At 72.1% G+C, this 23,727-nt stretch carries 17 protein-coding genes; 7 read left to right on the top strand and 10 right to left on the bottom strand.

Annotated elements, in window-relative coordinates; all coding sequences use genetic code 11:
• Positions 1-135 precede the first annotated feature (135 nt).
• The 6 genes from mfd (at position 136) to FHX71_RS20415 (ending at position 8,315) form a co-directional block, all read left to right on the top strand.
• Entirely contained in the window at positions 136-3,735 is a 3,600-nt protein-coding gene (gene mfd / locus FHX71_RS20440; RefSeq protein ID WP_182619284.1) for a transcription-repair coupling factor, read from the top strand.
• Between the two features lie 115 nt (positions 3,736-3,850).
• Entirely contained in the window at positions 3,851-4,777 is a 927-nt protein-coding gene (locus FHX71_RS20435; protein ID WP_182619283.1) for an ABC transporter substrate-binding protein, read from the top strand.
• 183 nt (positions 4,778-4,960) lie between these two features.
• On the top strand, positions 4,961-5,263 hold the full coding sequence (locus FHX71_RS20430) for a helix-turn-helix transcriptional regulator (RefSeq protein ID WP_182619282.1): 303 nt from the start codon (positions 4,961-4,963) through the stop codon (positions 5,261-5,263).
• Positions 5,264-5,349: 86 nt separating this feature from the next.
• Positions 5,350-6,540, top strand: a complete 1,191-nt coding sequence (locus FHX71_RS20425; protein WP_182619281.1) for a type II toxin-antitoxin system HipA family toxin — start codon at positions 5,350-5,352, stop codon at positions 6,538-6,540.
• A 73-nt stretch (positions 6,541-6,613) separates the two neighbouring features.
• Complete coding sequence (kynA, locus tag FHX71_RS20420; protein WP_182619280.1) at positions 6,614-7,474, top strand: tryptophan 2,3-dioxygenase; 861 nt, start codon at positions 6,614-6,616, stop codon at positions 7,472-7,474.
• Entirely contained in the window at positions 7,467-8,315 is an 849-nt protein-coding gene (locus FHX71_RS20415) for an amidohydrolase family protein (RefSeq protein WP_182619279.1), read from the top strand. Before kynA ends, FHX71_RS20415 begins: the two co-directional genes overlap by 8 nt.
• A 96-nt stretch (positions 8,316-8,411) precedes the next feature.
• Here FHX71_RS20415 and FHX71_RS20410 read toward each other — a convergent pair whose 3' ends face one another.
• Complete coding sequence (locus FHX71_RS20410; protein WP_312877152.1) at positions 8,412-11,810, bottom strand: galactose-binding domain-containing protein; 3,399 nt, start codon at positions 11,808-11,810, stop codon at positions 8,412-8,414.
• A 179-nt stretch (positions 11,811-11,989) separates the two neighbouring features.
• Here FHX71_RS20410 and FHX71_RS20405 point away from each other — a divergent pair, with 179 nt between their 5' ends.
• Positions 11,990-13,225, top strand: a complete 1,236-nt coding sequence (locus tag FHX71_RS20405; protein ID WP_182619278.1) for a kynureninase — start codon at positions 11,990-11,992, stop codon at positions 13,223-13,225.
• Between the two features lie 72 nt (positions 13,226-13,297).
• Here FHX71_RS20405 and FHX71_RS20400 read toward each other — a convergent pair whose 3' ends face one another.
• The 9 genes from FHX71_RS20400 to FHX71_RS20360 form a co-directional block, all read right to left on the bottom strand.
• Positions 13,298-14,938 carry an AMP-binding protein gene (locus FHX71_RS20400; protein ID WP_182619277.1) on the bottom strand — a complete coding sequence of 547 codons (1,641 nt, stop codon included), beginning with the start codon at positions 14,936-14,938 and terminating at the stop codon, positions 13,298-13,300.
• Between the two features lie 297 nt (positions 14,939-15,235).
• The gene (locus FHX71_RS20395) at positions 15,236-16,039 is read right to left on the bottom strand and encodes a serine hydrolase (RefSeq protein WP_182619276.1); all 804 of its coding nucleotides are present in this window, start codon (positions 16,037-16,039) and stop codon (positions 15,236-15,238) included.
• A gap of 93 nt (positions 16,040-16,132) precedes the next feature.
• The gene (locus FHX71_RS20390) at positions 16,133-16,846 is read right to left on the bottom strand and encodes a type 1 glutamine amidotransferase (protein ID WP_182619275.1); all 714 of its coding nucleotides are present in this window, start codon (positions 16,844-16,846) and stop codon (positions 16,133-16,135) included.
• Positions 16,843-18,069 (bottom strand): ABC transporter ATP-binding protein, encoded by a 1,227-nt coding sequence (locus tag FHX71_RS20385; protein ID WP_182619274.1) that lies wholly within the window; start codon positions 18,067-18,069, stop codon positions 16,843-16,845. Before FHX71_RS20385 ends, FHX71_RS20390 begins: the two co-directional genes overlap by 4 nt.
• The gene (locus tag FHX71_RS20380; protein ID WP_182619273.1) at positions 18,062-19,195 is read right to left on the bottom strand and encodes an ABC transporter ATP-binding protein; all 1,134 of its coding nucleotides are present in this window, start codon (positions 19,193-19,195) and stop codon (positions 18,062-18,064) included. The genes FHX71_RS20385 and FHX71_RS20380 overlap by 8 nt, the downstream gene beginning before the upstream one ends.
• Positions 19,192-20,133 (bottom strand): ABC transporter permease, encoded by a 942-nt coding sequence (locus FHX71_RS20375; protein ID WP_182619272.1) that lies wholly within the window; start codon positions 20,131-20,133, stop codon positions 19,192-19,194. Before FHX71_RS20375 ends, FHX71_RS20380 begins: the two co-directional genes overlap by 4 nt.
• Positions 20,126-21,130, bottom strand: a complete 1,005-nt coding sequence (locus FHX71_RS20370) for an ABC transporter permease (protein WP_182619271.1) — start codon at positions 21,128-21,130, stop codon at positions 20,126-20,128. The genes FHX71_RS20375 and FHX71_RS20370 overlap by 8 nt, the downstream gene beginning before the upstream one ends.
• Before the next feature lie 90 nt (positions 21,131-21,220).
• Positions 21,221-22,843, bottom strand: a complete 1,623-nt coding sequence (locus FHX71_RS20365) for a peptide ABC transporter substrate-binding protein (RefSeq protein ID WP_182619270.1) — start codon at positions 22,841-22,843, stop codon at positions 21,221-21,223.
• Between the two features lie 191 nt (positions 22,844-23,034).
• The gene (locus FHX71_RS20360) at positions 23,035-23,712 is read right to left on the bottom strand and encodes an ABC transporter ATP-binding protein (protein WP_182619269.1); all 678 of its coding nucleotides are present in this window, start codon (positions 23,710-23,712) and stop codon (positions 23,035-23,037) included.
• Positions 23,713-23,727: the final 15 nt, after the last annotated feature.

The following is a 23,727-nucleotide window of genomic DNA, read 5'->3' as shown; positions in this document are numbered from 1 at the left end:
GAGCGGGACGGAAGGCACGGCCAGAGCGGTGTCAGTGCCCAGGAGTAGCCTGGGACCCAGCCCCTCACCCATGCCCCTACCCCGGGTCGTGCCCGTGAAGGGCCCGTCGTCGTGCGCCCTCGAAGGACAGAACCCATGAACCTCACCGGCCTGCTCCCCACTCTTCTGCGTGATCCCGGCGCGTCCGCCGCCGTGGAGCACGTGCGCGCCCGCGGCTTCGTGGACGTGGTGGGCCCGGTGGGCGTACGCCCGCCCCTGCTGGTGGCGGCGTCCGAGCAGCGCCCCCTGGTGGTGGTGACGGCGACGGGCCGCGAGGCCGACGACCTGGCCGCGAGCCTGCGCGGCTACCTCCCCGAGGACCGGGGCGACGAGGTCGCCGTGCTCCCCGCCTGGGAGACCCTGCCGCACGAGCGGCTCAGCCCGCGCGCGGACACCGTGGCCAAGCGGCTCGCGGTGTTCCGCCGGCTCGCGCACCCGGCCGAGGGGCACGGCCAGGCGAGCACGATCCGGCTCCTGGTGATGCCGGTGCGCGCCCTGCTCCAGCCGGTCGTCGAGGGGCTGGGGGAGCTGGCGCCCGTCCAGCTCGAGACCGGCACCACCGCCGACCTGACCGACGTCGCCGAGCGGCTCACCGCCGCCGCGTACACGCGGGTCGACATGGTGGAGCGGCGCGGCGAGTTCGCGGTGCGCGGCGGCATCCTGGACATCTTCCCGCCCACCGAGGACCACCCGCTGCGGTGCGAGTTCTGGGGCGACGAGGTCACGGAGATCCGTTGGTTCGCCGTGGCCGACCAGCGCAGCCTGGAGATCGCCGAGCACGGCGTCTGGGCCCCGCCGTGCCGCGAGATCCTGCTGACCGACGCCGTGCGGGCCCGCGCCGCCGACCTCGTGGAGACCCTGCCGGGCGCGGTCGAGATGCTCGACAAGCTCTCCGCCGGCGTGGCCGTCGAGGGCATGGAGTCGCTCGCGCCGGTGCTGGTGGACCGCATGGTCCCCGTCCTGGAGCTGGTGCCCGACGACGCGCTGCTCGTGGTGAACGAGCCCGAGCGCGTGCGGCGCCGCGCCCACGACCTGGTGGCGACCACCGAGGAGTTCCTGGCCGCCGCCTGGACCGGCGCGGTGGCCGGCGGGGCGGCCCCGATCGACCTGTCCGCGGCGTCCTTCGAGACCTTCGCCGAGGTGCGCGAGATCGCGGCCCGGCGCGGCCTGGGCTGGTGGACCCTGTCCGCCTTCACGCAGGACACCGAGCTCACCGACGGGTCGGACGACGCGTCGTCGGGCGCCGACGAGACCGTGCTCACCGTCAGCGCGCGCGACGTCGAGTCCTACCGCGGCGACCTCGCCCGCGCCCTGGACGACGTGCACGGGCTGCAGGTCGCGAGCTGGCGGCTCGTGCTGACCACCGAGGGCCACGGGCCGGCCAAGCGCATGACCGAGCAGCTCTCCGCGGCCGGCACCGCGGCCCGGCTCGCGGTGTCGCTGGAGGAGGAGCCCGAGCCCGGCGTCGTGCACGTGCTCGCGGGCGGCGTCGGCAAGGGCTTCGTGGCGCCCGACCTCCAGCTCGCGGTCTTCTCCGAGCAGGACCTGACCGGGCGCGCCGGCTCGGGCACGCGCGACATGCGCAAGATGCCCAGCCGGCGCCGCAACGTCGTGGACCCGCTCCAGCTCAAGGCCGACGACTTCGTGGTGCACGAGCAGCACGGCGTCGGCCGGTTCGTCGAGATGGCGCAGCGCACCATGGGCACCGGCGGCAACCGGGCCACCCGCGAGTACCTCGTGATCGAGTACGCGAGCAGCAAGCGCGGCCAGCCGGGTGACCGGCTCTTCGTGCCCACCGACCAGCTCGACCAGGTCACCAAGTACACGGGCGGAGAGTCGCCGTCGCTGTCCAAGATGGGCGGCGCCGACTGGAAGAACACCAAGGCCAAGGCCCGCAAGCACGTCAAGGAGATCGCGAGCGAGCTGATCCGGCTCTACAGCGCGCGCATGGCGACGCAGGGTCACGCCTACGGCCCCGACACCCCGTGGCAGCGCGAGCTGGAGGACGCCTTCGCCTACGTGGAGACGCCCGACCAGCTCGCGACCATCGACGAGGTCAAGGCCGACATGGAGAAGTCCGTGCCGATGGACCGGCTGGTCTGCGGCGACGTCGGCTACGGCAAGACGGAGATCGCCATCCGCGCGGCCTTCAAGGCCGTGCAGGACGGCAAGCAGGTCGCCATCCTGGTCCCCACGACGCTCCTGGTGCAGCAGCACTTCGAGACCTTCTCCGAGCGGTACACCGGGTTCCCCGTGAACGTGCGTGCGCTCAGCCGCTTCCAGTCCGCCAAGGACTCCGAGGAGACGCTCGCCGGCCTCAAGGACGGCAGCGTCGACATCGTCATCGGCACGCACCGCCTCATCACCGGCTCCGTCGCCTTCAAGGACCTGGGCCTCGTGGTCATCGACGAGGAGCAGCGCTTCGGCGTCGAGCACAAGGAGACGCTCAAGCAGCTCCGCACCAACGTCGACGTGCTCGCCATGTCCGCCACCCCCATCCCGCGCACCCTGGAGATGGCGGTCACCGGCATCCGCGAGATGTCCACGCTGGCCACCCCGCCGGAGGAGCGCCACCCCGTGCTCACCTACGTGGGCGCCTACGAGGAGAAGCAGATCGCGGCCGCCCTGCGGCGCGAGCTGCTGCGCGAGGGCCAGGTCTTCTACGTGCACAACAAGGTGGAGACCATCCAGCGCGCCGCCGGCCGGCTCGCCGAGCTCGTGCCCGAGGCCCGGATCGGCGTGGCCCACGGCAAGATGAGCGAGCACCAGCTCGACCAGGTGATCCGCGCCTTCTGGGAGAAGGAGCTCGACGTCCTGGTCTGCACCACGATCATCGAGACCGGCCTGGACATCTCCAACGCCAACACCCTGATCCTGGAGCGCTCCGACATGCTGGGCCTGTCCCAGCTGCACCAGCTCCGCGGCCGCGTCGGCCGCGGGCGCGAGCGCGCCTACGCCTACTTCCTGTACCCGCCCGAGAAGCCCCTGACCGAGACGGCGCACGACCGGCTCGCCACCATGGCCGCCCACACCGACCTCGGCGCGGGCATGCAGATCGCCATGAAGGACCTCGAGATCCGCGGCGCGGGCAACCTGCTGGGCGGCGAGCAGTCCGGGCACATCGCCGGCGTCGGCTTCGACCTCTACGTCCGCATGGTCGGCGAGGCCGTGTCCGCGTTCCGCGGCGACCGCGAGGAGGAGACCCCCGAGGTCACCATCGAGCTGCCCGTCGACGCCCACCTGCCCGAGTCCTACATCGCCACCGAGCGGCTGCGGCTGGAGGCCTACAAGAAGATCGCGACCGCGCACGACGCCGGGGCGCTCGCGGAGGTCCGTGCCGAGCTCACCGACCGTTACGGCGTGCTGCCCGACGTCGCCGCCGCGCTGTTCGACGTCGCGGACTTCCGCAACCACGCGCGCGACGCCGAGCTCACGGACATCACGGCGCAGGGCAAGTACATCCGGTTCGCGCCGGTGAACCTGCCCGAGTCGGCGCAGCTCCGCCTCAAGCGGCTCTACCCGGGCACCATCCTCAAGCCGGCCATCCGCGCGGTCCTGGTGCCGTTCCCGACCACCGCGCGGATCGGCGGGCGCCCGCTGCGCGGGACCGAGGTGCTGGAGTGGGCGCGCGGCCTCATCGACGCCGTGATTCTGGCGGACGTGGGGGCTGCCGCTAAGGTCGGCACACGCTCGTGACGCCGGGGTCGCTGCCGTGGGAGTAGGTGAAACTCGAATTCACAGCAAACGACCCGGACCGTATAGGCTCCACCCGCGTAACCCGCTCATCATGTCGTTTTGTGGAGGACACCGCATGGCTCTCGGACATCGCGTGCGTGGACACCGCGCACGCGCGGTCATCGCCTCGATCGCGGCGACGACCGCGCTCGGCGCCCTGCTGACCGGCTGCGCGACCGATTCCGACCCGGCCGAGGGTGCCACGCAGGCGGTGGAGGTGCGCCCGGAGCTGCGCGCGATGCTGCCGGGTGAGCTGCGGGCCGAGTCGGCACGCATCGCCGTCGGCACGGAGTCGGGCTACCCACCCTTCGAGTACACCAACGAGGCCGGCCGCATCGTCGGCTTCGAGATCGACCTGTTCGACGCCGCATCGAAGCGGCTCGGGCTGAAGTACAACTTCGTGGACATGCCGTTCGACTCGCTGCTGGGCGAGCTCTACGCGAGCAACGTCAACGCGCTCGCCGCCGCCATGTCGGACACGAGCGAGCGCCAGATCGACTACGACTTCGTCGACTACTACAACGACAGCGACGCGATCATGGTCCCGGCCGGTAACCCGGAGGGCATCAAGGTCCTGGCCGACCTCTGCGGTCGTGTGGTGGCCGTGCTCACCGGCTCGACCCAGGCCGACGCGCTCGCCGCGCTGAACGCCAAGGAGTGCGCGGCCAAGCCGGCCAAGGTGCTGCAGTTCGACACCGACGCCGACGCGCTCGCCCAGGTACAGGCAGGCAAGGCCGACGCCGAGCTCACCCAGTGGTCGACCGGCGCCTACAACGCTAAGCAGGTCGGCTCGGGCGACATCTTCGAGGTGGGCAACACCGAGATCATCAACCCGACGCCGCTGGGCTTCGTGTTCCTGAAGGGCGACGTCGAGATGGTGCGGGCCTACCAGGCCGCGCTCCAGAGCCTCATCGACGACGGCACCTACGCCGAGATCCTGAAGAAGCACGACCTCTCCGCGGGCGCCCTGGAGACGGCCACGGTCAACAACCAGCAGCCGTGACGCACCGCTGAAACCGCGCCGGACGGGCCGCCCCCACACCAGGGGGCGGCCCGTCCTGCTGTGTGCCGCCGGGTGCCCGGCGACCGCCGCCGCGCGAACCTTGGGCCGCCGTCAGAAAATAGTGGTCACCCTGGTGACCGTTACCCGCCTCGTCGGTTAGCCTGATAACCGAAAGGAGCAGTCATGGCCAGAACATCCCTCCGTACCCAGCGCGATCTCGCGTCGCTCGGCGACCACGTGCGCGCCTGGCGCAAGATCCACGGCCTCACGGCCCAGCTCGTCGCCGACCGTGCGGGCATCACCCGCACCACGCTGCGAGCCATCGAGACCGGCACGGGGACGGTCAGTCTCGAGAACACGTTCGCCGTCCTGCGGGTGCTCGGCGTGGCCGATGCCATCGTCGGCGCGAGCGACCCCCTGACCACCGAGATGGGCCGGTTCCACGCGGACCGCGCCCTGCCGCAGCGGGTCAGGGTCCCCAGCTGAACCAACCGAGAAGGTGAGCGCCGTTGTCGATACGTGTCGAGGTCGAGCTTCCCGGCGGAGGACAGGTCCGCGCAGGTGATCTCGACATGCATCTCAACCGCGGCGGCGCCCTCGTGGGCTGCGCGTTCCGCTACGACGCCGCGTACCTGCGCGACACCCGCGCGTACGCGCTGTGCCCCGAGCTGCCGCTGACGCCGGGCAACATCCCGTCGGGCAGCGACCGTCCGCTGTTCGGTGTGCTCGCGGACTGCCAGCCCGACCAGTGGGGCCGCACCCTGCTGTTCAACGCCGAGCGGCGCGCCGCCCGCGCGGAGGGCCGCGGCTTCATGACGCTGACCGAGGTGGACTTCCTGCTGGGCGTGCAGGACGAGACCCGGCTGGGCGCCCTGCGCTTCTCGCTCGACGAGGGAAAGACGTTCATGGGGCCGCCGCGCGCGGAGGTCCCCGACCTGGTGGACCTGCCCTCGCTGACCGACGCCGCGGACGCCGTCGCGCAGCACCGGGAGACCGACCACGACGTGCGGCTGCTGGTCGCGGCCGGGACCTCGATGGGCGGCGCCCGGCCCAAGGTGACCGTGAAGGACGCCGAGGGCGACCTGTGGATGGCCAAGCTGCCCGAGAGCGGCGACCGGTGGGACGTGCAGGCGTGGGAGTACCTGACGCTGCGGCTCGCCTCGGACGCCGGCATCGAGGTGCCCGTCGCGCGGCTGCACCGCATCGGCCCGTCGCGCTCCATCCTGCTCACCCGCCGCTTCGACCGGCGGCCCGACGGCGGGCGCATCGGCTTCCTGTCCGCGGACAGCCTCACGCAGAAGGCGTTCTTCGAGGTCATCGACTACCGCACGCTCGCGGAGACGCTGGCGGACCACTCGGGGCGGCCGGCGACCGACGGCCACGACCTGTTCCGCCGGGTGGCGTTCACTCTGCTCGTGCGGAACGTCGACGACCACATGAAGAACCACGGGTTCCTGCGCCGCGCGGACGGCTGGTCGCTGGCCCCGCTGTTCGACGTCAACCCCAACCCGTTCGCGGTCGTGGAGTCGACGCCGCTGCGCCCGGGCGGCACCCGCATCGACCGGGACGTGCGGGTGCTGCTCGCCACCGCCGACTCGTACGGCCTGCGGCAGGACGACGCGCGGCGGGTGCTCGCCGAGGTGGCGGCCGCGACGTCGGGCTGGACGCGGATCGCGCAGGACATGTCGCTGCCGGCCGAGGAGATCGCGCTGATGGCGGAGGCGTTCGAGAACCCGAACCGGGACGAGGCGCAGGCCGCCTGATGTCTGACCGGGAGACTCTCATCGATGAGACTCTCATCGATGAGAGTCTTCGTAGCGGGGTTACGCTCGCCCCATGAGCGGCAACACCCGGCCCATCGAGGCCTCCATCCGCACGGACTTCCGCGACGAGATGGACTACGGCTCCTACCTGGGGCTCGACGCGCTGCTGTCGGCGCAGCACCCGGTGAGCGACCCGCCGCACCACGACGAGCTGCTGTTCATCATCCAGCATCAGACCACGGAGCTGTGGCTCAAGCTGGTGGTGCACGAGCTGCGCGGCGTGCGGCGGTTCCTCGACTCGGACGACCTGCCCCGCGCCCTCAAGGGACTGGCCCGGGTCAAGCACATCCAGCGCACCATCACCGAGCAGTGGTCGGTCCTGGCGACCCTGACCCCGAGCGAGTACGCGGAGTTCCGGGGCTCGCTGGGCCAGTCCTCGGGCTTCCAGTCCCACCAGTACCGCGCCGTGGAGTTCCTGCTCGGCAACAAGCACGCCGGCATGCTCCAGGTCTTCCGGGACAAGCCGGAGATCCACGCGCAGCTCGCCCAGCTCCTGCAGGAGCCCACGGTCTACGACGCGTTCCTGCGGCTGCTGGCCCGGCGCGGTCACCCGGTCCCGGCCGAGATCCTGGACCGCGACGTGACCCAGGCCTGGACCGAGCACCCCGAGCTGATCGCCGTGTTCAAGACGATCTACGAGGACCCGCACGCCCACTGGGAGCTGTACGAGGCGTGCGAGGACCTGGTCGACATCGAGGACGCGTTCCAGCTCTGGCGGTTCCGGCACCTGCGCACCGTGCAGCGCACCATCGGCTTCAAGACCGGCACGGGCGGGTCCAGCGGCGTCGGCTTCCTCAAGCGGGCGCTCGACCTGACGTTCTTCCCCGAGCTCATCTCGGTCCGCACCGAGATCGACGGTCCCCTCGGTGCCTGAGGCCCCGTCGACGACGCTCCCCGGCGTCGTCGACCGGCACGTGCACCTGGGCCTGGTCGACCGCGACCTGCTCGCCGGCGGGCCGGTCACCGAGGTGCACGACCTGGGCTGGGACCCGCGCGACGTGAGTGCCTGGGCCGCGGCGCCGCCGTCGGGTGTCCGGGTGCGGTTCGCCGGGCCGTTCCACACCGCGCCCGGCGGGTACCCGAGCGGGCGCTCGTGGGCGCCGGGCGACGCGGTGCGGCACGTCGCCTCGCCGGACGAGGCCGCCGAGGCCGTGTCCGACGTCGTCCGCGCGGGCGGCTTCGCGGTCAAGGTCGCCCTGCACGCGGGCATGTCCCTGCTGCCCGACGGCGTCCTGCTGGCCCTGGTCGGCGCGGCCCACGCCGCGGGGCTGCCGGTGCTGGTCCACGCCGAAGGTCCGGGCCAGGCCGAGCGTGCCATCGACGCGGGCGCGGACACGCTGGTGCACGTGCCGTGGACCGAGGCGCTCCCGGCCGGGGTGATCGCCCGGGCCACGCACATGACCTGGATCTCGACCCTCGCGATCCACGACGGTCCGGGCGGGTCTGCCGGCCTGACGCGCGCGCTCGACAACGCGCGGCGGTTCGTCGCCGCGGGCGGGCGCCTCGTGTACGGCACGGACATGGGCAACGGGCCGACGCCGGTCGGGGTGAACGAGCGCGAGATCGAGCTGCTCGGGCTGGTGCTCACGGGGGAGGCACTGCGCCGCGCCGTCGTCGGCCCGCCGGACGCCGCGCCCGCGCTGACGGCTCCGCTGCCCGTGCCGGAGACGGCGGCGGACCTGATCGACTGGTTGCGGTCCTCCACCCGGCTCTGAGCTCTGCCGCCCACCGCCGGTCGAGTGCCGTTCGCCGGTCGAGCTTGTCGAGACCCGGGTCTCGACAAGCTCGACCAGCGAAGGCGGCGTGCTACCTCAGTTGCGGTTGATCGTGAACGTCGACGTCGGGTTCTCGATGTCGCGGAAGTTGTTCCCGAACGTCAGCCCGTTGAACGTCGCCGACCCGACCGCCGGACCCTGGCCCGCCTCCGGCAGCGGGTTGGCCCAGATGCCGTAGCCAGACTTGGCGTCGTAGGCGTCACCGCTGCGCTGCGCACCGGTGATCGACACGTCCGTGAACACGGTGTCCTGCACGGGGTTGACCGGCTGCCCGCCGACGTACTGGGTCTGGAACATGATCCCGGAGTACGTCGGGTCCACGATGTCGAGGTCGTTCACCCGGATGGCGGTGAACGTCTTCGACGCCGAGAACAGCCACACCGCCGGGAACACCTGCGCGCCCCAGAAGTGCCCGCCGGAGCGCACCACGGAGATGCCCTCGAAGACGGTCGGCGCGGGGCCGAACCCCTCCATCGGGTACCCGAAGTCCAGCGAGCTGATCGTCACGCCCGAGTACACGAGCGTGTCGGCGATGTAGATGTTGCGGAACGTGTTGTCCTGCCCGCCGTAGACGGCCAGGCCCGCGGCCCGCCAGGTGTTCGTGGACGTCAGGTTCTCGAACACGTTGCCCCGCTGTCCGCTGCCCCCGGCGTCGGTCGCCGCGAACAGCGCGAACGAGTCGTCACCGGTGCCGCGCGCCTGGTTGTTGTGCACGTGGTTGTTCGCGCTGCCGTTGGTCATGTTCAGGGCGTCGGCGAACGTGTTCCGGATGCGGGAGCCCTTGATCTCCGAGCTGTCCATGTTGGCGGCCCAGAACATGCAGATCATGTGCTCGACCCAGATGTTGTCGATCGTCATGTCCGAGACGTTCGCGAAGTCGAAGACCTTGCCCGGGCCGTCGATGCGCGAGGTGTAGTTGCCGAAGTAGGCGAAGTCGCGGAACGTCGAGCCGTTCGCGGTGCCCTCGGCCCGGAAGCCGATGTCCGTGTTCTCCTGCCCGGCCGGCGCGTGGAACCGGGTAAACCACGGCCCGGCGCCCACGATGTCGACGGCCTTGCCGTAGACCTGGAACTTGCTCGCGGTCTGGTAGTCGCCCGCCGGCAGGTAGACGCCGGCGAGGTTGCCGGTGGTGTCCATCCGGAACCGGTCGAGCGCGTTCTGCACGTCCTGGTGCGTGAAGCCGCTGGGCTGCACGTACCGGGCCGGGTCCGGGTTGGCCTGCGCCGTCGCCTGCTCCAGGTCCACGAAGTCGACCGTGTACGGCCCGGGGTTGCTCGCCGTCTTCTGCAGGCGGATCGTCGAGCCGGCCGGGACCGTCCGCCCGAGCAGGGCGTTCGCCTCGTCGTAGATGTGCCGCGGCGCGCCCTGGCCGGGCTGGTTGCCCGGGCTGGCCTCGTTGCCGTACAGCCACGCGTAGCGCGAGGTCAGGTCGATGTTCTTGACGAACTGACCGTCCACGTAGACGCCCAGCGACCCGTTGGTGCCCCCGCCGCCCGCGGCGTCGGGCATGGAGAAGCGCACCACCAGGGAGTTGGCGGTCGCCCGCGTGGTCCACTCGACGTAGGACCCGGTCTGGCCCAGGGTGACGGCCTTGCGGCCGGACGCCTCGCCGGCCAGGTCGCCCACCACCCGGTTGGGCCCGACGGCGGTCGCGCCGCCGCCCGACACGCCGTCCTCCGCCTCGTACGTGTCGAACGGCAGGTCGGCACCGCGGCCGATGAACAGCGACCGGGTCGCCTCGTTGTTCGCCCGCTTCGCCGCGACCTCGGTCGGGTCGGGTGCCGCCGTCACGGTGACGTCGAACGAGCCGTCGGCCGCCGTCCACGTCCCGAGGTTCACGCTCTGGCTGGTCGCGCCCGGTGCGATGGTCCCCGAGACGGAGCCCGTCAGCGTGCGCAGCACCGCGCCGGAACCGTTCCGCAGCACCACCGTGAGCCCGTGCGCGCCCGACGACGTCGCGAGCGAACCGCGGTTCGCGATCGTCGCCGAGAACGTGACCGTCTCGCCCGCCGCCGGTGTGGTGGGCGTCCAGGCGACGGTCGGGACCAGGTCGGAGCTCGCGATCTCGGTGACCACCAGCGGGTCCGGCCGCGTGTAGCCGTTGTCGGTCTCCGACTGCTCGGCCACGGCACCTGACGGGTCCGCCTCCGCGCCGATCTCGTACGACCCCGCCGTCAAGGTGCCGACGTCGGCCGTGACCGTGGCCTGCGCGCCCGCGGCGAGCGCGCCCACCTGGCCGGTCGCCACCTCGTCGCCGTCCACCGTGAACGACACGTCCGTGGCCGTCGAGGCCCGCGTGCCGATGTTCTTCACGACGGCGGACAGGGTCACGTCGTCCGACTCCGTGGGCGACGCCGGGGTGGCCGTGACGCCCGTGACCGTGAGGTTCGGGTTGGCCGCGGGCGTGCCGAACACCTGCAGCTCGGCCACCTGACCGTTGCCCGAACCCGTGTTCGCGGTGAACCGCAGCCGCACCTCCCGCGCGGTACCCGTGACCGGGACCGTCACCGTGTTGCCCGTCGCCGGGGAGAAGGCACGTGCGGCCGACGGCGCGAGCGTGGCCCACGCGTCACCTGAACCGGTGCGGCCCTGCACCTCGAAGGTCTGGGTACGCGGCCCCCACGCCGTGGCCGGCGGCAGCTTCACGACGACGTCGCTCAGCTCCGCCGCGGACTCCAGCGTCACCGCCAGGGTGCTCGGGTACTGCCCGCCCGCGCCCTCCCAGTACGTGCTCGTGTTGCCGTCGTTGGCGTTGGCCGCCACGTACGTCCACTCGGTCGACGACGCCGCGATCGTGCGGCCCGCCGCCAGGTCCGTGCCGGTCGGGTCCTGCGGATCCTCCGGGTCCGGGGTGTCGCGTGTGCCCCGCACCTCCAGCTCGGAGAGCTGCCCGGCCGGCCAGCCCGTGTTCGCCGTGATCGCGACCCGCACGTAGCGGGCCTCCGTGTTCGGCACGTCGATGGTCACCGTGTTGCCCGACGCCGGGTCGAACCGGCGCTGGGCGCTCGCGGCCAGGGTGGTGAAGGCGGAGCCGTCGGCGCCGGCCTGGACCGACAGGGTCTGGGTCCTGGCCTCCCAGCCGGCGGGCAGCTTGAGCACGACCTCCTCGACGGTGGCGCCGGAGCCGAGGTCGACCTGCGCCCACTGCGGCAGGCTGTTGTTGGTCGACTCCCAGTACGTGGCCGAGTTGCCGTCGGTGAGGTTGTCGGCCAGGTAGGGCGCGTTGGCGCTGCTGGCCGCGGCCGACGCGCCGGCGGACAGGACGGCGGGCGCGGCGGCTGCCGTCGTCGTCGGAACGAGGACCACCGCGGCGAGGGCCGTCGCGGTGAGTGCGGACAGGAGCCCGGGGGCGAGCCCCCGTCGTGGTGCATGGCGTGCGGCGGAGCGGAACATCATCGTCCCCGATCTCCCGTCGTCGTCGACGGGGGTCGTCACCAGGATTGACCTTGGGTACTTGCCATGGTTCTGTACGCAAAAACGCATACTCTTGTCGAGTTCTTGCGCTTGAATGGCTCGGACATTACTGAGGCCAGGGCTGGGGCGTCAAGGGTTCCGGCGGGTCCGGCACGGACACGACGTACGCTCGGGCCGGAACCGAACGACCTGGAGCCTCCGTGACCGACACCGCACCGTCCGCAGACCTGCCCGCCGCGCTGCGCGAGCGGGCCGCCGCCCTCGACGCCGCCGACCCGCTGGCGCACTACCGCGACCGCTTCGTCCCGAGCGAGGGGCTGGTCGCCTACCTCGACGGCAACTCGCTGGGCCGGCCGCTCGCCGCGACCCGCGAGCGGCTGGCGTCCTTCGTGGACGGGCCCTGGGCCGCGCGTCTGATCCGCTCCTGGGACGAGGGCTGGATGGACGCGCCGACCGAGCTGGGCGACACGCTCGGCCGGGTCGCGCTGGGCGCGGCGCCGGGGCAGACCGTCGTCGCGGACTCCACGACGGTGCTCCTCTACAAGCTGGCCCGCGCCGCGGTCGACGCCCGGCCCGGCCGCACCGTGATCGTCGCCGACACGGAGAACTTCCCCACGGACCGGTTCGTGCTGCAGGGCATCGCCGCCGAGCGCGGCCTGGAGCTCCGCTGGATCACGCCCGACGCCGAGGCGGGCGTCACGGCCGACGAGGTCGCGGCCGCCGTCGGCCCGGACACGGCGCTCGTGCTGCTCAGCCACGTCGCGTTCAAGTCCGGCTACATCGCCGACCTGCCCGCGATCACCCGCGTGGTGCACGACGCCGGCGCGCTGGTCCTCTGGGACCTGTGCCACTCGGCGGGCTCGGTCCCGCTGGACCTGGACGCCGACGGCGTGGACATCGCCGTCGGCTGCACGTACAAGTACCTCAACGGCGGGCCCGGCTCACCGGCCTTCGCGTACCTGGCCGCCGGCCTGCAGGCCGAGGTGCGGCAGCCGGTCCAGGGCTGGATGGGGGCCGCCGACCCGTTCGCGATGGGGCCGCAGTACGAGCCCGCCGTCGGCATCCGGCAGCTCATCAGCGGCACGCCGCCCGTGATCGGCATGCTGCCGATGCGCGACATGCTCGCCCTGATCGAGGAGGCGGGCATGCCGGCCGTCCGCGAGAAGTCGCTCGCGCTGACCGCGTTCGCGATCGAGCTCGCCGACGAGCACCTGCCCGGCGTGCGCGTGGCGTCGCCGCGCGACCCGGAGCACCGGGGGAGCCACGTCATGCTCGACCACCCCGACTTCAAGCGGGTGGTCGCGCAGTCGTGGGAGCGGGGCGTGATCCCGGACTTCCGCCCGCCGCAGGGCCTCCGTGTGGGGCTCTCCCCGCTGAGCACGAGCTTCACGGAGCTGGCGGAGGGCCTGTGGCTGATCCGATCCCTCCTCCCCTGACCCTGATCTCTCCTCGTTGAGTGCTGGGTATTTGTCCTCTCGAACCGGTTCGAGAGGACAAATACCCAGCACTCAACGAGGGAGGGTGTGGCGGGTGACCTTGCCTGTCGGGTTGCGGGGGAGCTCCGGCAGGAAGTGGACGTCGCGGGGGAGGGAGAAGCGCGGGAGCTTCGGTCGGAGACGGTCCAGCAGGGTCTCGGCGGTGAGCGTCGCGCCCTCGCGCAGCACCACGTACGCGGCGAACCGCTGGCCGAACCTCTCGTCGGGCACGCCGAGCACCGCGGCGTCCGCGACCTCCGGCAGCGCGGCGATCGCGTCCTCGACCGGGCGGGGGAACACGTTCTCGCCGCCCGAGACGATCATGTCGTCGGCGCGGCCCACCACGTAGAGGCGGCCGTCGTCCTCCAGCCGGCCGCGGTCGCCGGTCGCCATCAGGTCGCCGAACATCGGCTGGCCCGTGCCGTTGGTGTACCCCTCGAACAGCATGCCGTTGCCCACGCAGATCTGGCCGACGGCGCCCCGCGGGACCGGTCGGCCGTCGTCGTCCAGGATGCCCAGGCGGGTGCCGAGCGGCGGCCGGCCCGCCGTCGTCGGCTCCGCGGCCAGGTCCGCCGGCGTGGAGATCGAAGCCCAGGAGGCCTCGGTCGAGCCGTACAGGCCGTAGAGCACCGGACCGAACTCGTCGAGGAACTGGGTGATCCGCTCGGCCGGCATCGCCGATCCGGAGTAGGCGACGACGCGCAGCGACGACGTGTCGTACCGGGCCTTCACCTCGGCGGGCAGATCCAGGATGCGCTGCAGCATGACCGGCACAGCGACCAGGGCGGTCACCCGCCGCTCGGCGATCGTGCGCAGCGCCTGCTCGGCGTCGAACCGGCGCGGCAGCACCAGCTCCGCGTGCAGCGCCATGCCGAGCTGCAGGGCCGCCAGTCCCCAGGTGTGGAAGACGGGCGTGGTGATCATCATGCGCTCACCGGTGCGCAGCGGGATGGCCGACAGCAGCGAGGCGGCCTCGCTCAGGCCGTGCGGCTGCGGGCGGCGCGCACCCTTGGGGGTGCTCGTGGTGCCCGAGGTCATGACGACGGTGCGGCCGGGCCGCTCCGGGATCGGCACCCGTGCGGGGGCACCTTGTGCGACGAGGCCGGCCAGGCCGGAGGCCCCGTCGTCGGCCCAGGTGCTGACGACCGGGAGGTCCGCGGGGAGGTCGGGCCCCTGGTCGAGGAACTCCTGGTCGGCGAGCAGGAGGACGGGCCGCTGCTCGACGACGACCGCCGAGACCTGCGCGGGCGAGAGGCCCGAGTTGAGCAGCAGCGTGGTCGCGCCCAGCTTCGCCAGCGCCACCATGGCCTCGACGAGGCCGCCGTGGTTGCGGCACAGCACGGCGACGGGCGTACGCGGGCCGACGCCGCGGTCGCGCAGGGAGTTGGCCAGCCGGTTCGCGTTGTCGTCGAGCTCGCGGAAGGTCGCGCTGCGCTGCTCGTCGGCGAACGCCGTCTGGTGCGGGGCGCGGACGGCGCTGGCCCGGTACCCGCCGGCGATCGACGGGCCCCACGTGACGAGCTGCCAGATCGCGCCGACGTCGCGGTGCACGCGCAGCCCCGGGGCCAGCACGCCCGACCGGACGAGGTGGAAGCCCTGGTTGAGCAGGTTCTCCCTGCGCTCGACCTGCGCGAGGCCGCCGGCGCGGACCTCCGCGGTACTGGTGCTCAGCACGTCGCCTCCCTTGGCTCGCCGCTATTGCACCCGCATTCAATAGGAAACGGTCGTGGGAGGCAACCCCTCCCGGATCGACTCCCGGTTGACTCTGGTCGACGGCGGGGCCGCGTCGCCCGTCTCCTCCTACGAGACCTAAGTTTCTTCGCTTTGGGGCGGCCGAAAGCGAAGAAACTTAGGTCTCAAAGGAGAGGGGACAGACGTGGGTGCGCGGCGGCGACCCGGGTCAGGAGCAGAACCAGGTCAGGGACGAGCACCTCGTCAGGTTCGAGCAGCCCGTCTGGTACCAGCGCCCCGTCAGGCGAGCGCGACCGCCAGCGCGCCCAGCGCCTTCAGGGTCTCCTCGGCGGCCTGCTCGTCGTATCCGCGGGTGCACACCGCGATGACCAGTGCGTCCGGGCCCGGTTCGCCGACGAACGCGACGTCGTGCCGGATGCCGTCCACCCAGCCGGACTTGGAGCCGAACGGCACGGCGTCCGGCTTGCCCGGGGCGGGGACGGCGGCGGTGAGCTGCCGGTCCGTCTGGCGGCCCAGCAGCTCGCACATCCAGGCGGTCCGCTCCGGTCCGGCGAGCCTGCCCGTGACGACGGCGGACATCAGCAGGCACAGGTCGGCCGCCGTCGTGCGGTGCGAGGCGCCGGCCTGCTCGGCCGCCAGGTCGGAGTACTTGCGGCCGAAGGTCGAGCGGGTCGCTCCGGCGTCGGCCAGCACCTGGTTCACGGCGGGCAAGCCCACGCGCTCGGCGACGATGTTGGTCGCCTCGTTGGACGAGACCGTGACCATCCGGTCGATCACGTCGCCGAGCGGCATCGGCGTGCCGTCGGGCGGGAGGCCGTCGTCGACGTCGTCGGGCTCGATCGTGTACTCGCCCGCGCCGGGCACCTGCGACGTGAAGGTCCGGGTCGCGGTGCAGGTCTCGTCGAGGCTCGCCGCGCCGGCGTCGAGCTCGCGCGCCGCGGCGACCAGCACCGCGAGCTTCACGGTCGAGGCCGCATAGAAGTCCAGCTCGTCCTGGCGCGCGGCCAGCACCTCGCCCGACGCCCGCGCGACCCGGTAGGCCACGACCGGCACCCCGTCGCTGTGCGTCCCTGTCGAGACCATGTGCGTGCTCGTCCTCTCGTCGATCCTCGTCCGGGCGAACCGCGGCGACGTCGCCCCGGTTCTACCTCGCTGGAGTTCTACTTCGCCCTGGTTCTACTTCGCCGTGGCGTGCACGACGTCGGACCAGGCGCGCACCAGCGCGCGCGACTGCGCCTCGTTCTCGTCCGCCCGGGCCAGCGCCGCCTCGGCCAGCGCGGCCCGGTCGATGCCCTGCTCCGACAGCGCGGCCTCGTCCCAGCTCGCGACCCGCTCCGGCCGCGCCTCGGGGTGGAACTGCAGGCCCCAGGCCGTCTCGCCCACGCGGAACGCCTGGTTGCGGCAGGCGTCGCTCGTCACCAGCAGCGTGGCCGACGGCGGCAGGCCGGTCACCGAGTCCTCGTGGTTCTCGATCATCCACAGCGGCCCGTCCGGCACGCCGGGCAGGTCGCCGAACACCGGGTCGCCGACGGCGTCGGGCAGCACCGTGAGTGCGCACATACCGCGCTCCGTCTCGCCCGACCGCGCCGTCACCGTGCCGCCCGCGACGTGCGCCAGGAGCTGCCCGCCGAGGCACAGCCCGAGCAGCGGCACGCCGTCGGCCAGCGCCTGGACGGTCAGCGCGCGCTCGCGGGCCAGGAACGGGTGGCCGGCGTCGTCGTCGGGCATGAAGCCGCCGCCCAGCAGGACCACGCCCCCGAACCCGGCGAGGGTCTCCGGGAGCTCGGCGCCCGGGGTGAGGACGGGGTCGAGCCCGGCCTCGGGGAGCCACTGCTCCAGCCGGCCCAGGGAGCTGGTGGGGGAGTTCAGGACCACCAGGACGCGCGTCATACCCGGCCTCCCGGCGCGGCCAGCTCGCGCGCGAAGTGGCACGCGGCGACGTGGGGCGAGGCCCCCGGCCCGACGGCGGCTACCCCCGCACCGGCCGTTCCCGCACCCCGCGTGACCAGCGCGGGAACGTCCGTCTCGCAGGTCTGCGGGATCAGCCGCAGGCCCGCGTTCCCCGTTCCCGGGCCGACGGCGTCCGCGCCTTCCGCGGGCGGTGCGGCTGGGGCGCGCGTCGCCTCCGGCAGCGTGGGCGCCAGCCAGCAGCGCGTGTGGAACGGGCAGCCCGACGGCGGGTCCGCCGGCGAGGGCGGGTCGCCCTCCAGCACGATGGCGCCGACGGCGCCCCCGACACCCGCGGACGCCTCCGTGACCAGCCGCACCGACGGGTCCGGCACCGGCACCGCCGAGAGCAGCGCCTGCGTGTACGGGTGCTGGGCGGCGTCGTACACCTCGGCCTCGGGGCCCTGCTCCACGATGCGCCCCAGATACATGACGGCGACGTCGTGCGCGATGTGCCGCACCACGCCGAGGTCGTGCGCGACGAACAGGTAGGACAGGCCCAGCTCGTCCTGGAGGTCCTCCAGCAGGTTGATGACCTGGCCCTGCACCGACACGTCGAGCGCCGAGACGGGCTCGTCGCAGACCAGGATCTTGGGCCGCAGCGCGAGCGCGCGGGCGATCCCGACGCGCTGCCGCTGGCCGCCCGAGAACTGGTGCGGGTACCGGTTCGCGTGGTCGGGGTCCAGGCCGACGAGCTCCAGCAGGTCGCCGACGGCGGTCCGGAGCCCGCCCGCCGGGTCGATGCCGTGGATCGCGAACGGCTCGCCCACGATCTCGCTCACCGACATCCGCGGGTTGAGCGACGTGTACGGGTCCTGGAACACCATCTGCACGTCGCGGCGGAGCTGCTTGCGGCCGGCGCGGGACAGGCGGGTCACGTCCTCGCCGTCGACCAGCACCTGGCCGCTGGTCGGCGCCTCGACGCCCACCAGCACCCGCGCGAGGGTCGACTTGCCCGAGCCCGACTCGCCGACGAGGCCCAGGGTGCGGCCCCGGTCCAGGGTGAGCGAGACGCCGTCGACCGCCTTGACGGCGCGCGCCGCGCGGTGGAACAACCCGCGTTGGACCGGGTAGTGCTTGACGAGGTCGCGGACCTCGAGCACGGTCCGGCCGTCCGCCGGCCGCTCGTCGACGAGCTCGGCGCCCGCCGGTCGTGACTCAGTCATCGGGGTCTCCCTTCGCCGTCGGGCCGGGTGTCGAGCTGGACGCCGTCGGGCCGGACGCCGCCGCGCCGGACACCGCCGCAACAGAGGCCGAACCGACAGCCGCGCCGGAGGCCGCCGGTTCCCGCCCCGCCAGGACGTCCGCCGCGAAGTGGCACGCCGACATCCGCCCGGGCGCCGGAACAGCCTGCGGCGGCACGTCGGTACGGCAGACGTCGCGGACGGCGTCGCACCGCGGGTGGAACGGGCAGCCCGACGGCATCGCGGCCGGGCTCGGCGGGCGGCCCGGGATCACGGGCAGGCGGCCGGTCCCGGCCGCGGACGGGATGGACCGCAGGAGCGCCCGCGTGTACGGGTGCGCGGGCGCCGTGTAGACCGGCACCACGGGTGCCTGCTCGACGGCGCGCCCCGCGTACATGACCGTCACGTCGTCGGCGACCCCCGCCACGACGCCCAGGTCGTGCGTGATGAGCACGAGGCCCATCTGCCGTTCCGCCTGGATCTCCGCGAGCAGCCGAAGCACCTGCGCCTGGACGGTGACGTCGAGGGCGGTGGTGGGCTCGTCCGCGATGAGCACGTCGGGGTCCATGGACAGCGCCATCGCGATCATCACGCGCTGGCGCATGCCGCCCGAGAACTGGTGCGGGTACTCCGAGACACGAGCCTTCGCATTGGGCACCTTGACCAGGTCGAGCAGCTCGACCGCCCGCTGGCGGGCGTCCCGGCGCGACAGCCCGCGCCGCGCCCGGAGCGCCTCGGTGAGCTGGTAGCCCACCGTGTGCACCGGGTTGAGCGCGGCCAGCGCGTCCTGGAACACCATCGCCACCTGCTCGCCGCAGCGGGCGCGGTGCTCCTTGCGGCTCAGGCTGAGCAGGTCGGTGCCGTCCAGCTTCACCGTCCCGCGCGTCACCCGGGCGGTGTCCGGGAGCAGACCCAGCACGGCCAGCGACGAGACCGACTTGCCCGACCCGGACTCGCCGACGATCGCGAGCGTGCGGCCCGCCTCGACGCGGTAGGACAGGCCGTCGACGGCGCGCACCACGCCGTCGGGCGTACGGAACTCGACGGCGAGGTCGGTGACCTCGAGAAGGGGCGCGTCGCTCTCCGCCGGGGTCACGGGCGCGCTCATGCCGTCAGCCTCGGGTCGAGCGCGTCACGCAGCGCGTCGCCCAGCACCACCAGCGACAGGACCGTCGCGAGCAGGCAGCCCAGCGGGATCAGCAGCATGTGCGGGTACCCGCCGAGCACCCAGGACGAGCCGTTCTCGATCATGATCCCCCAGGAGATGGCGGGCGGCCGGACCCCGATGCCCAGGAACGCGAGCACGGCCTCGGCGCCGATCACCCCGGCGATCGCCGTCGGGACCAGGGCGGTCACCGGGCCGATCGCGTTGGGCAGCACGTGCCGGAACATGATCCGCAGGTCGGAGGCGCCCAGCGCGCGGGCGGCCGTGACGTAGTCGAGGTTCTTGGCCTCCAGCACGCTCGCCCGGACGTACCGGGCGTAGCCCATCCAGCCGAACAGCGTCAGCACGATCGCGGGCAGCATGATCGTGGTGAACGTGCCGGAGCCGAGGTCCACGTTCTTGAACAGGCTCAGCAGCAGCATCGCCGCGAGCAGGTACGGGATGACCAGGAAGACCTCGATGGTGCGGGACACCACGAAGTCCACCCAACCCAGGTAGTACCCAGCGAGCAGGCCGAGCACGACGCCGATCACCAGCGCCGTGCCGACCACCACGAGGGCGAGCAGCAGCGACGGCCGGGAGCCGTGGGCGAGCTGGGCCAGGGTGTCGCACCCGAAGGAGTCCGTGCCGAGCGGGTACTCGTTGCCGAACCCCTGCGGCCTGGTCTTGGCGTCCCCGATGATGCAGCGCCGCGGGCTCACCGAGGTGAACAGCGCGGGGAACGCGGCCATGACCACGAAGAACGCGATGATCAGGCCGGACACGATGACGTCGGGCCGGCGGCGCAGGCTGCGCCAGGCGTCGGAGGCCAGGGTGCGCGACGCGGCGTCGGCGACCTTGCCGGCCCCTTCGCCCACCGATCGGGAGGCTGCCTCACTCATAACGGATCCTCGGGTCGAGCGCGGCGTAGGCGATGTCCACGACGATCATCACCACCACCGTGACAGCGGTCAGGATGGTCACGATGCCGAGCACCAGGCCGACGTCGCTGCTCTGCACGGCGTCCCACAGGACGCCGCCCATGCCGTAGATGTTCATGATCCCCTCGGTGATGACGGCGCCGCTCAGGGCCTCCGCGAAGGTGAGCCCCACCGCCGTCACCACGGGGATCGACGAGTTGCGCACCACGTGGTGCACCACGACGCGGCCCTCGCCCAGGCCCTTGGACCGGGCGGTGCGCACGTGGTCGCCGCCGTACGACTCGAGCTGGCTGGCGCGCACCAGGCGGATGAAGGCGGCCGAGCCGGCCAGGCCCAGCAGGATGCCGGGCACCGCGACCGTGGCCCACGGGTGCTCCGGGTCGAACGACGGCTTGAACCAGTACGGCGGCCAGCTGTCCTCGCCGAACGTGTCCTTGGCCCAGCCGCTGAGCGGCACCGTGACGATCTCCTTGTAGACCAGGAGCAGCACGAACACGGGCAGGGCGTCGATGAGCACCGACGTCAGCCGGATGCCGTGGTCCGACGGCGACCCGCGCCAGCGGGCGGCCACCGAGCCGAGCACCATGCCCAGCACCAGCCACGTGATCGTGACCATGACGAACAGCCGCAGCGTGTTCGGGGCCGCTGCGGCGACGATGTCCGTCACCTCGCGGCCCCGCAGGTTGGTGCCGAGGTCGCCCTGGGCGTACTGGCCGAGCCGCTCCGCGAACGGGCCGAGGCACGGGTTGCCGGGCTGGTCGTAGCAGGGGTCGTCGAGCCCGAACCGCTGCTCGACGGCGGCCACCTGGGCCGGCGAGGGAATCTTGTCGCCGAAGAACGCGAGGGCGGGGTTGCCGTTGAGCTGGATCGCGAGGGTCGTGAGCAGGTGCAGCACGAACATCACCAGGAACAGCATGCCGACCGCCTGCACGACACGACGAAGAACGTAACGCCCCATGGGGTCCTTCCGGGGGGATGGGGGTTCACGTGTCAGACGTACAGGTCACCGGGGTGACCTGTACGTCTGACACGTGCGGGGTGGATCTGGTTACTCCGTGACCGTCAGCTCGCGCACGCGGACGGCGCCGCTGAACGGGTCGAGCACCACGTCGTCGAGGCGCTCGCTGTAGTACTCGGCGCCCGCGTTGAACCGGAACGGGATGGTCGGGAACTCGTCGGCCAGGATGGCCTCGGCCTCCTGGTACTTCACGACCGCCTCGTCCAGGGTCGGGGCCTGGTCGCCCTCGGCGAGCTTGTCCTCGAACTCCTCGCTGTACCAGCCGAAGTTGCCCGCGCCCTCCTCGCCCACGGCGTAGAAGGACAGGTAGTTCTCGTTCAGCGGGTAGTCCGGGAACCAGTTGTTCCGGAAGATGCCGTCGAAGCCGTGCTCGGACCGGATGGTGAAGAAGTCCGGGTTCGGCTTGAGCTCGTACGGGATGTCGAGGTTGGCCTCGATGGAGTCACCGATGGCCTTGAAGTACTCGATCTCGGTCTCGTCGTCGCTCAGGCCGATCGTCAGCGTCTCGCCCTCGGGCCAGCCGCCGGCCTCCTCCAGCGCGGCCTTCGCCGCATCCGGGTCGAACGTGCACCACTCGCAGGTGCCGGCCTCGCCGCCGGGCACGCCGTCCGGCACGACCCACGAGTCGGCCGGGGTGGCCAGGCCGCCCGAGAGCTGGTCGATGATCGTGTCCCGGTCGATGGCCAGGGAGATCGCCTTGCGGAACTCCTTGTCCTGCCACGGGCCGCCCTCGTACAGCGGGAAGGCGATGTAGGTCAGGGCCGCGCCGGGCGCCTGGGCCAGCCGCTCGGAGAGCTCCGGGTCCTCCTGCGCCGCGGCCAGGTCGGCCGGTGCCGGGTAGCTGACGTCGATGTCGCCGGCCTCGAAGTCGGCCCAGGACGACGCCCCGGAGTACTCGCGCCAGTTGATGGCGTCGACACCCTCGGGCGTCTCGTCCAGCGGGTAGTCCTCCCAGCGCTGCGCGTCGACGGCGACGCCCTGATCCCACTCGGTCACCTGGAAGGGGCCGTTGCCGATCGGCGTGACCGCGCAGGCCTCGACGTCGGCCAGGCACTCCTCGGCGACCGGGAAGAAGCCGGTGTACCCGAGCATCGTGGAGAAGCCCGCGAACGGCGCCGTCAGCTCGACCTCGAGCGTCAGGTCGTCCACGACGGTGAGCCCGGACAGCTCCTCGACCGAGTTCTCCTCGGCGATGTTGCCGTCGTCGTCCAGCTCGTCCTGCATCTCCTCGTAGCCCTTGAAGCGCTCGAAGAAGTAGTTGCTGTACAGCTCGGAGTGGCCGGCCGTGTAGTTCCAGGAGCGGGCGAACGCAGCGGCGTCGACGGGCTCACCGTTCTGGAACGTCAGGTCGGGCTTGATCTTGATGGTCCAGACGACGTTGTCCTCGGACTCGATCGACTCGGCCACGTAGTTGTACGGCTCCGTGGTCTCCGGGTCGTAGCGCACCAGGCCGTCGTAGACGACGTCAAGGATCGCGATGTTGTCGGCGTTGCCGGAGTCGCCCGGGAAGAGCGTCTCCATGTCCTGGTCGATCGTGAGCTTCAGGGTGACCGGTCCGTCGTCGTCGGCGGTGTCGCTCGGGCTGCACCCGGCCACGGTCAGGGCCACCACAGCCGCCCCCGCGGCGAAGGTGGCGAAACGTGCTTGCCTCACTGATTGCCTCCCCAGATCGTCTCCCCGGTCAACTGGCGGGGAGGTTTGGACCATATCGCCACGGGAGAGGGGTCGCCTGGAAACTCGTGTTAATCGTCTGTAACGATTCGTCAGGTCTCCTTCCTTGCGAGCGGCCTGCGGGTCGGCAGTCCCCTCAGGGGACTGCCGACCCGCAGGGGACCAGGCCGGGATCAGGCCGCCGTCAGGTCCTTCACCGCGCCCTTGGCGATCCGCAGCCGGCGCGGCGTCCGCTGCGCGACCACCGAGTCGTGCGTGACCAGCACGATCGTCAGTCCCTGGTCCTTCCACAGCCCCACGATGAGGTCCACGATCTCGTCGCGGGTCTCCTCGTCGAGGTTGCCGGTGGGCTCGTCGGCCAGCAGCACCTTGGGGTTCTTCACCAGCGCCCGCGCGATGGCGACGCGCTGCTGCTGCCCGCCCGAGAGCTCGCCCGGCAGGTGGTCGCCCCGGTCGCCGAGCCCCACGGACTCCAGCGCCGCCAGCGCCCGCGCGTTCCGGGTCTGCCGCGGGATCTTGGCCGGCACGAGCGCCGTCTCCACGTTCTCCAGCGCGGTGAGCGTCGGGATCAGGTTGAAGTTCTGGAACACGAACCCGATGGTCTCGGCCCGCGCCGCGGTGAGCTGCGCGTCGCTCATCCCGGCCAGGTCGGCCCCGTCGAGCTTAACGGTGCCCGACGTCGGACGGTCCAGCCCGCCGAGCATCTGCAGCAGGGTGGACTTGCCGCCGCCGGTCGGGCCCTGGACGGCCACGAGCTCGCCGTCGCCGATGGTCAGGGACACACCCCGGAGCGCACGCACGACACGCTTGCCCTGCTGGTACGTCTTCGTCAGGTCGTCGATCTGATACATGGGTAGTCAGTCCTT

It is taken from the genome of Promicromonospora sukumoe, from assembly GCF_014137995.1.
Lineage (GTDB): Bacteria > Actinomycetota > Actinomycetes > Actinomycetales > Cellulomonadaceae > Promicromonospora > Promicromonospora sukumoe.
The sequence above is the reverse complement of the archived record's forward strand: the minus strand, read 5'-3'. Positions and strand labels throughout refer to the sequence as shown.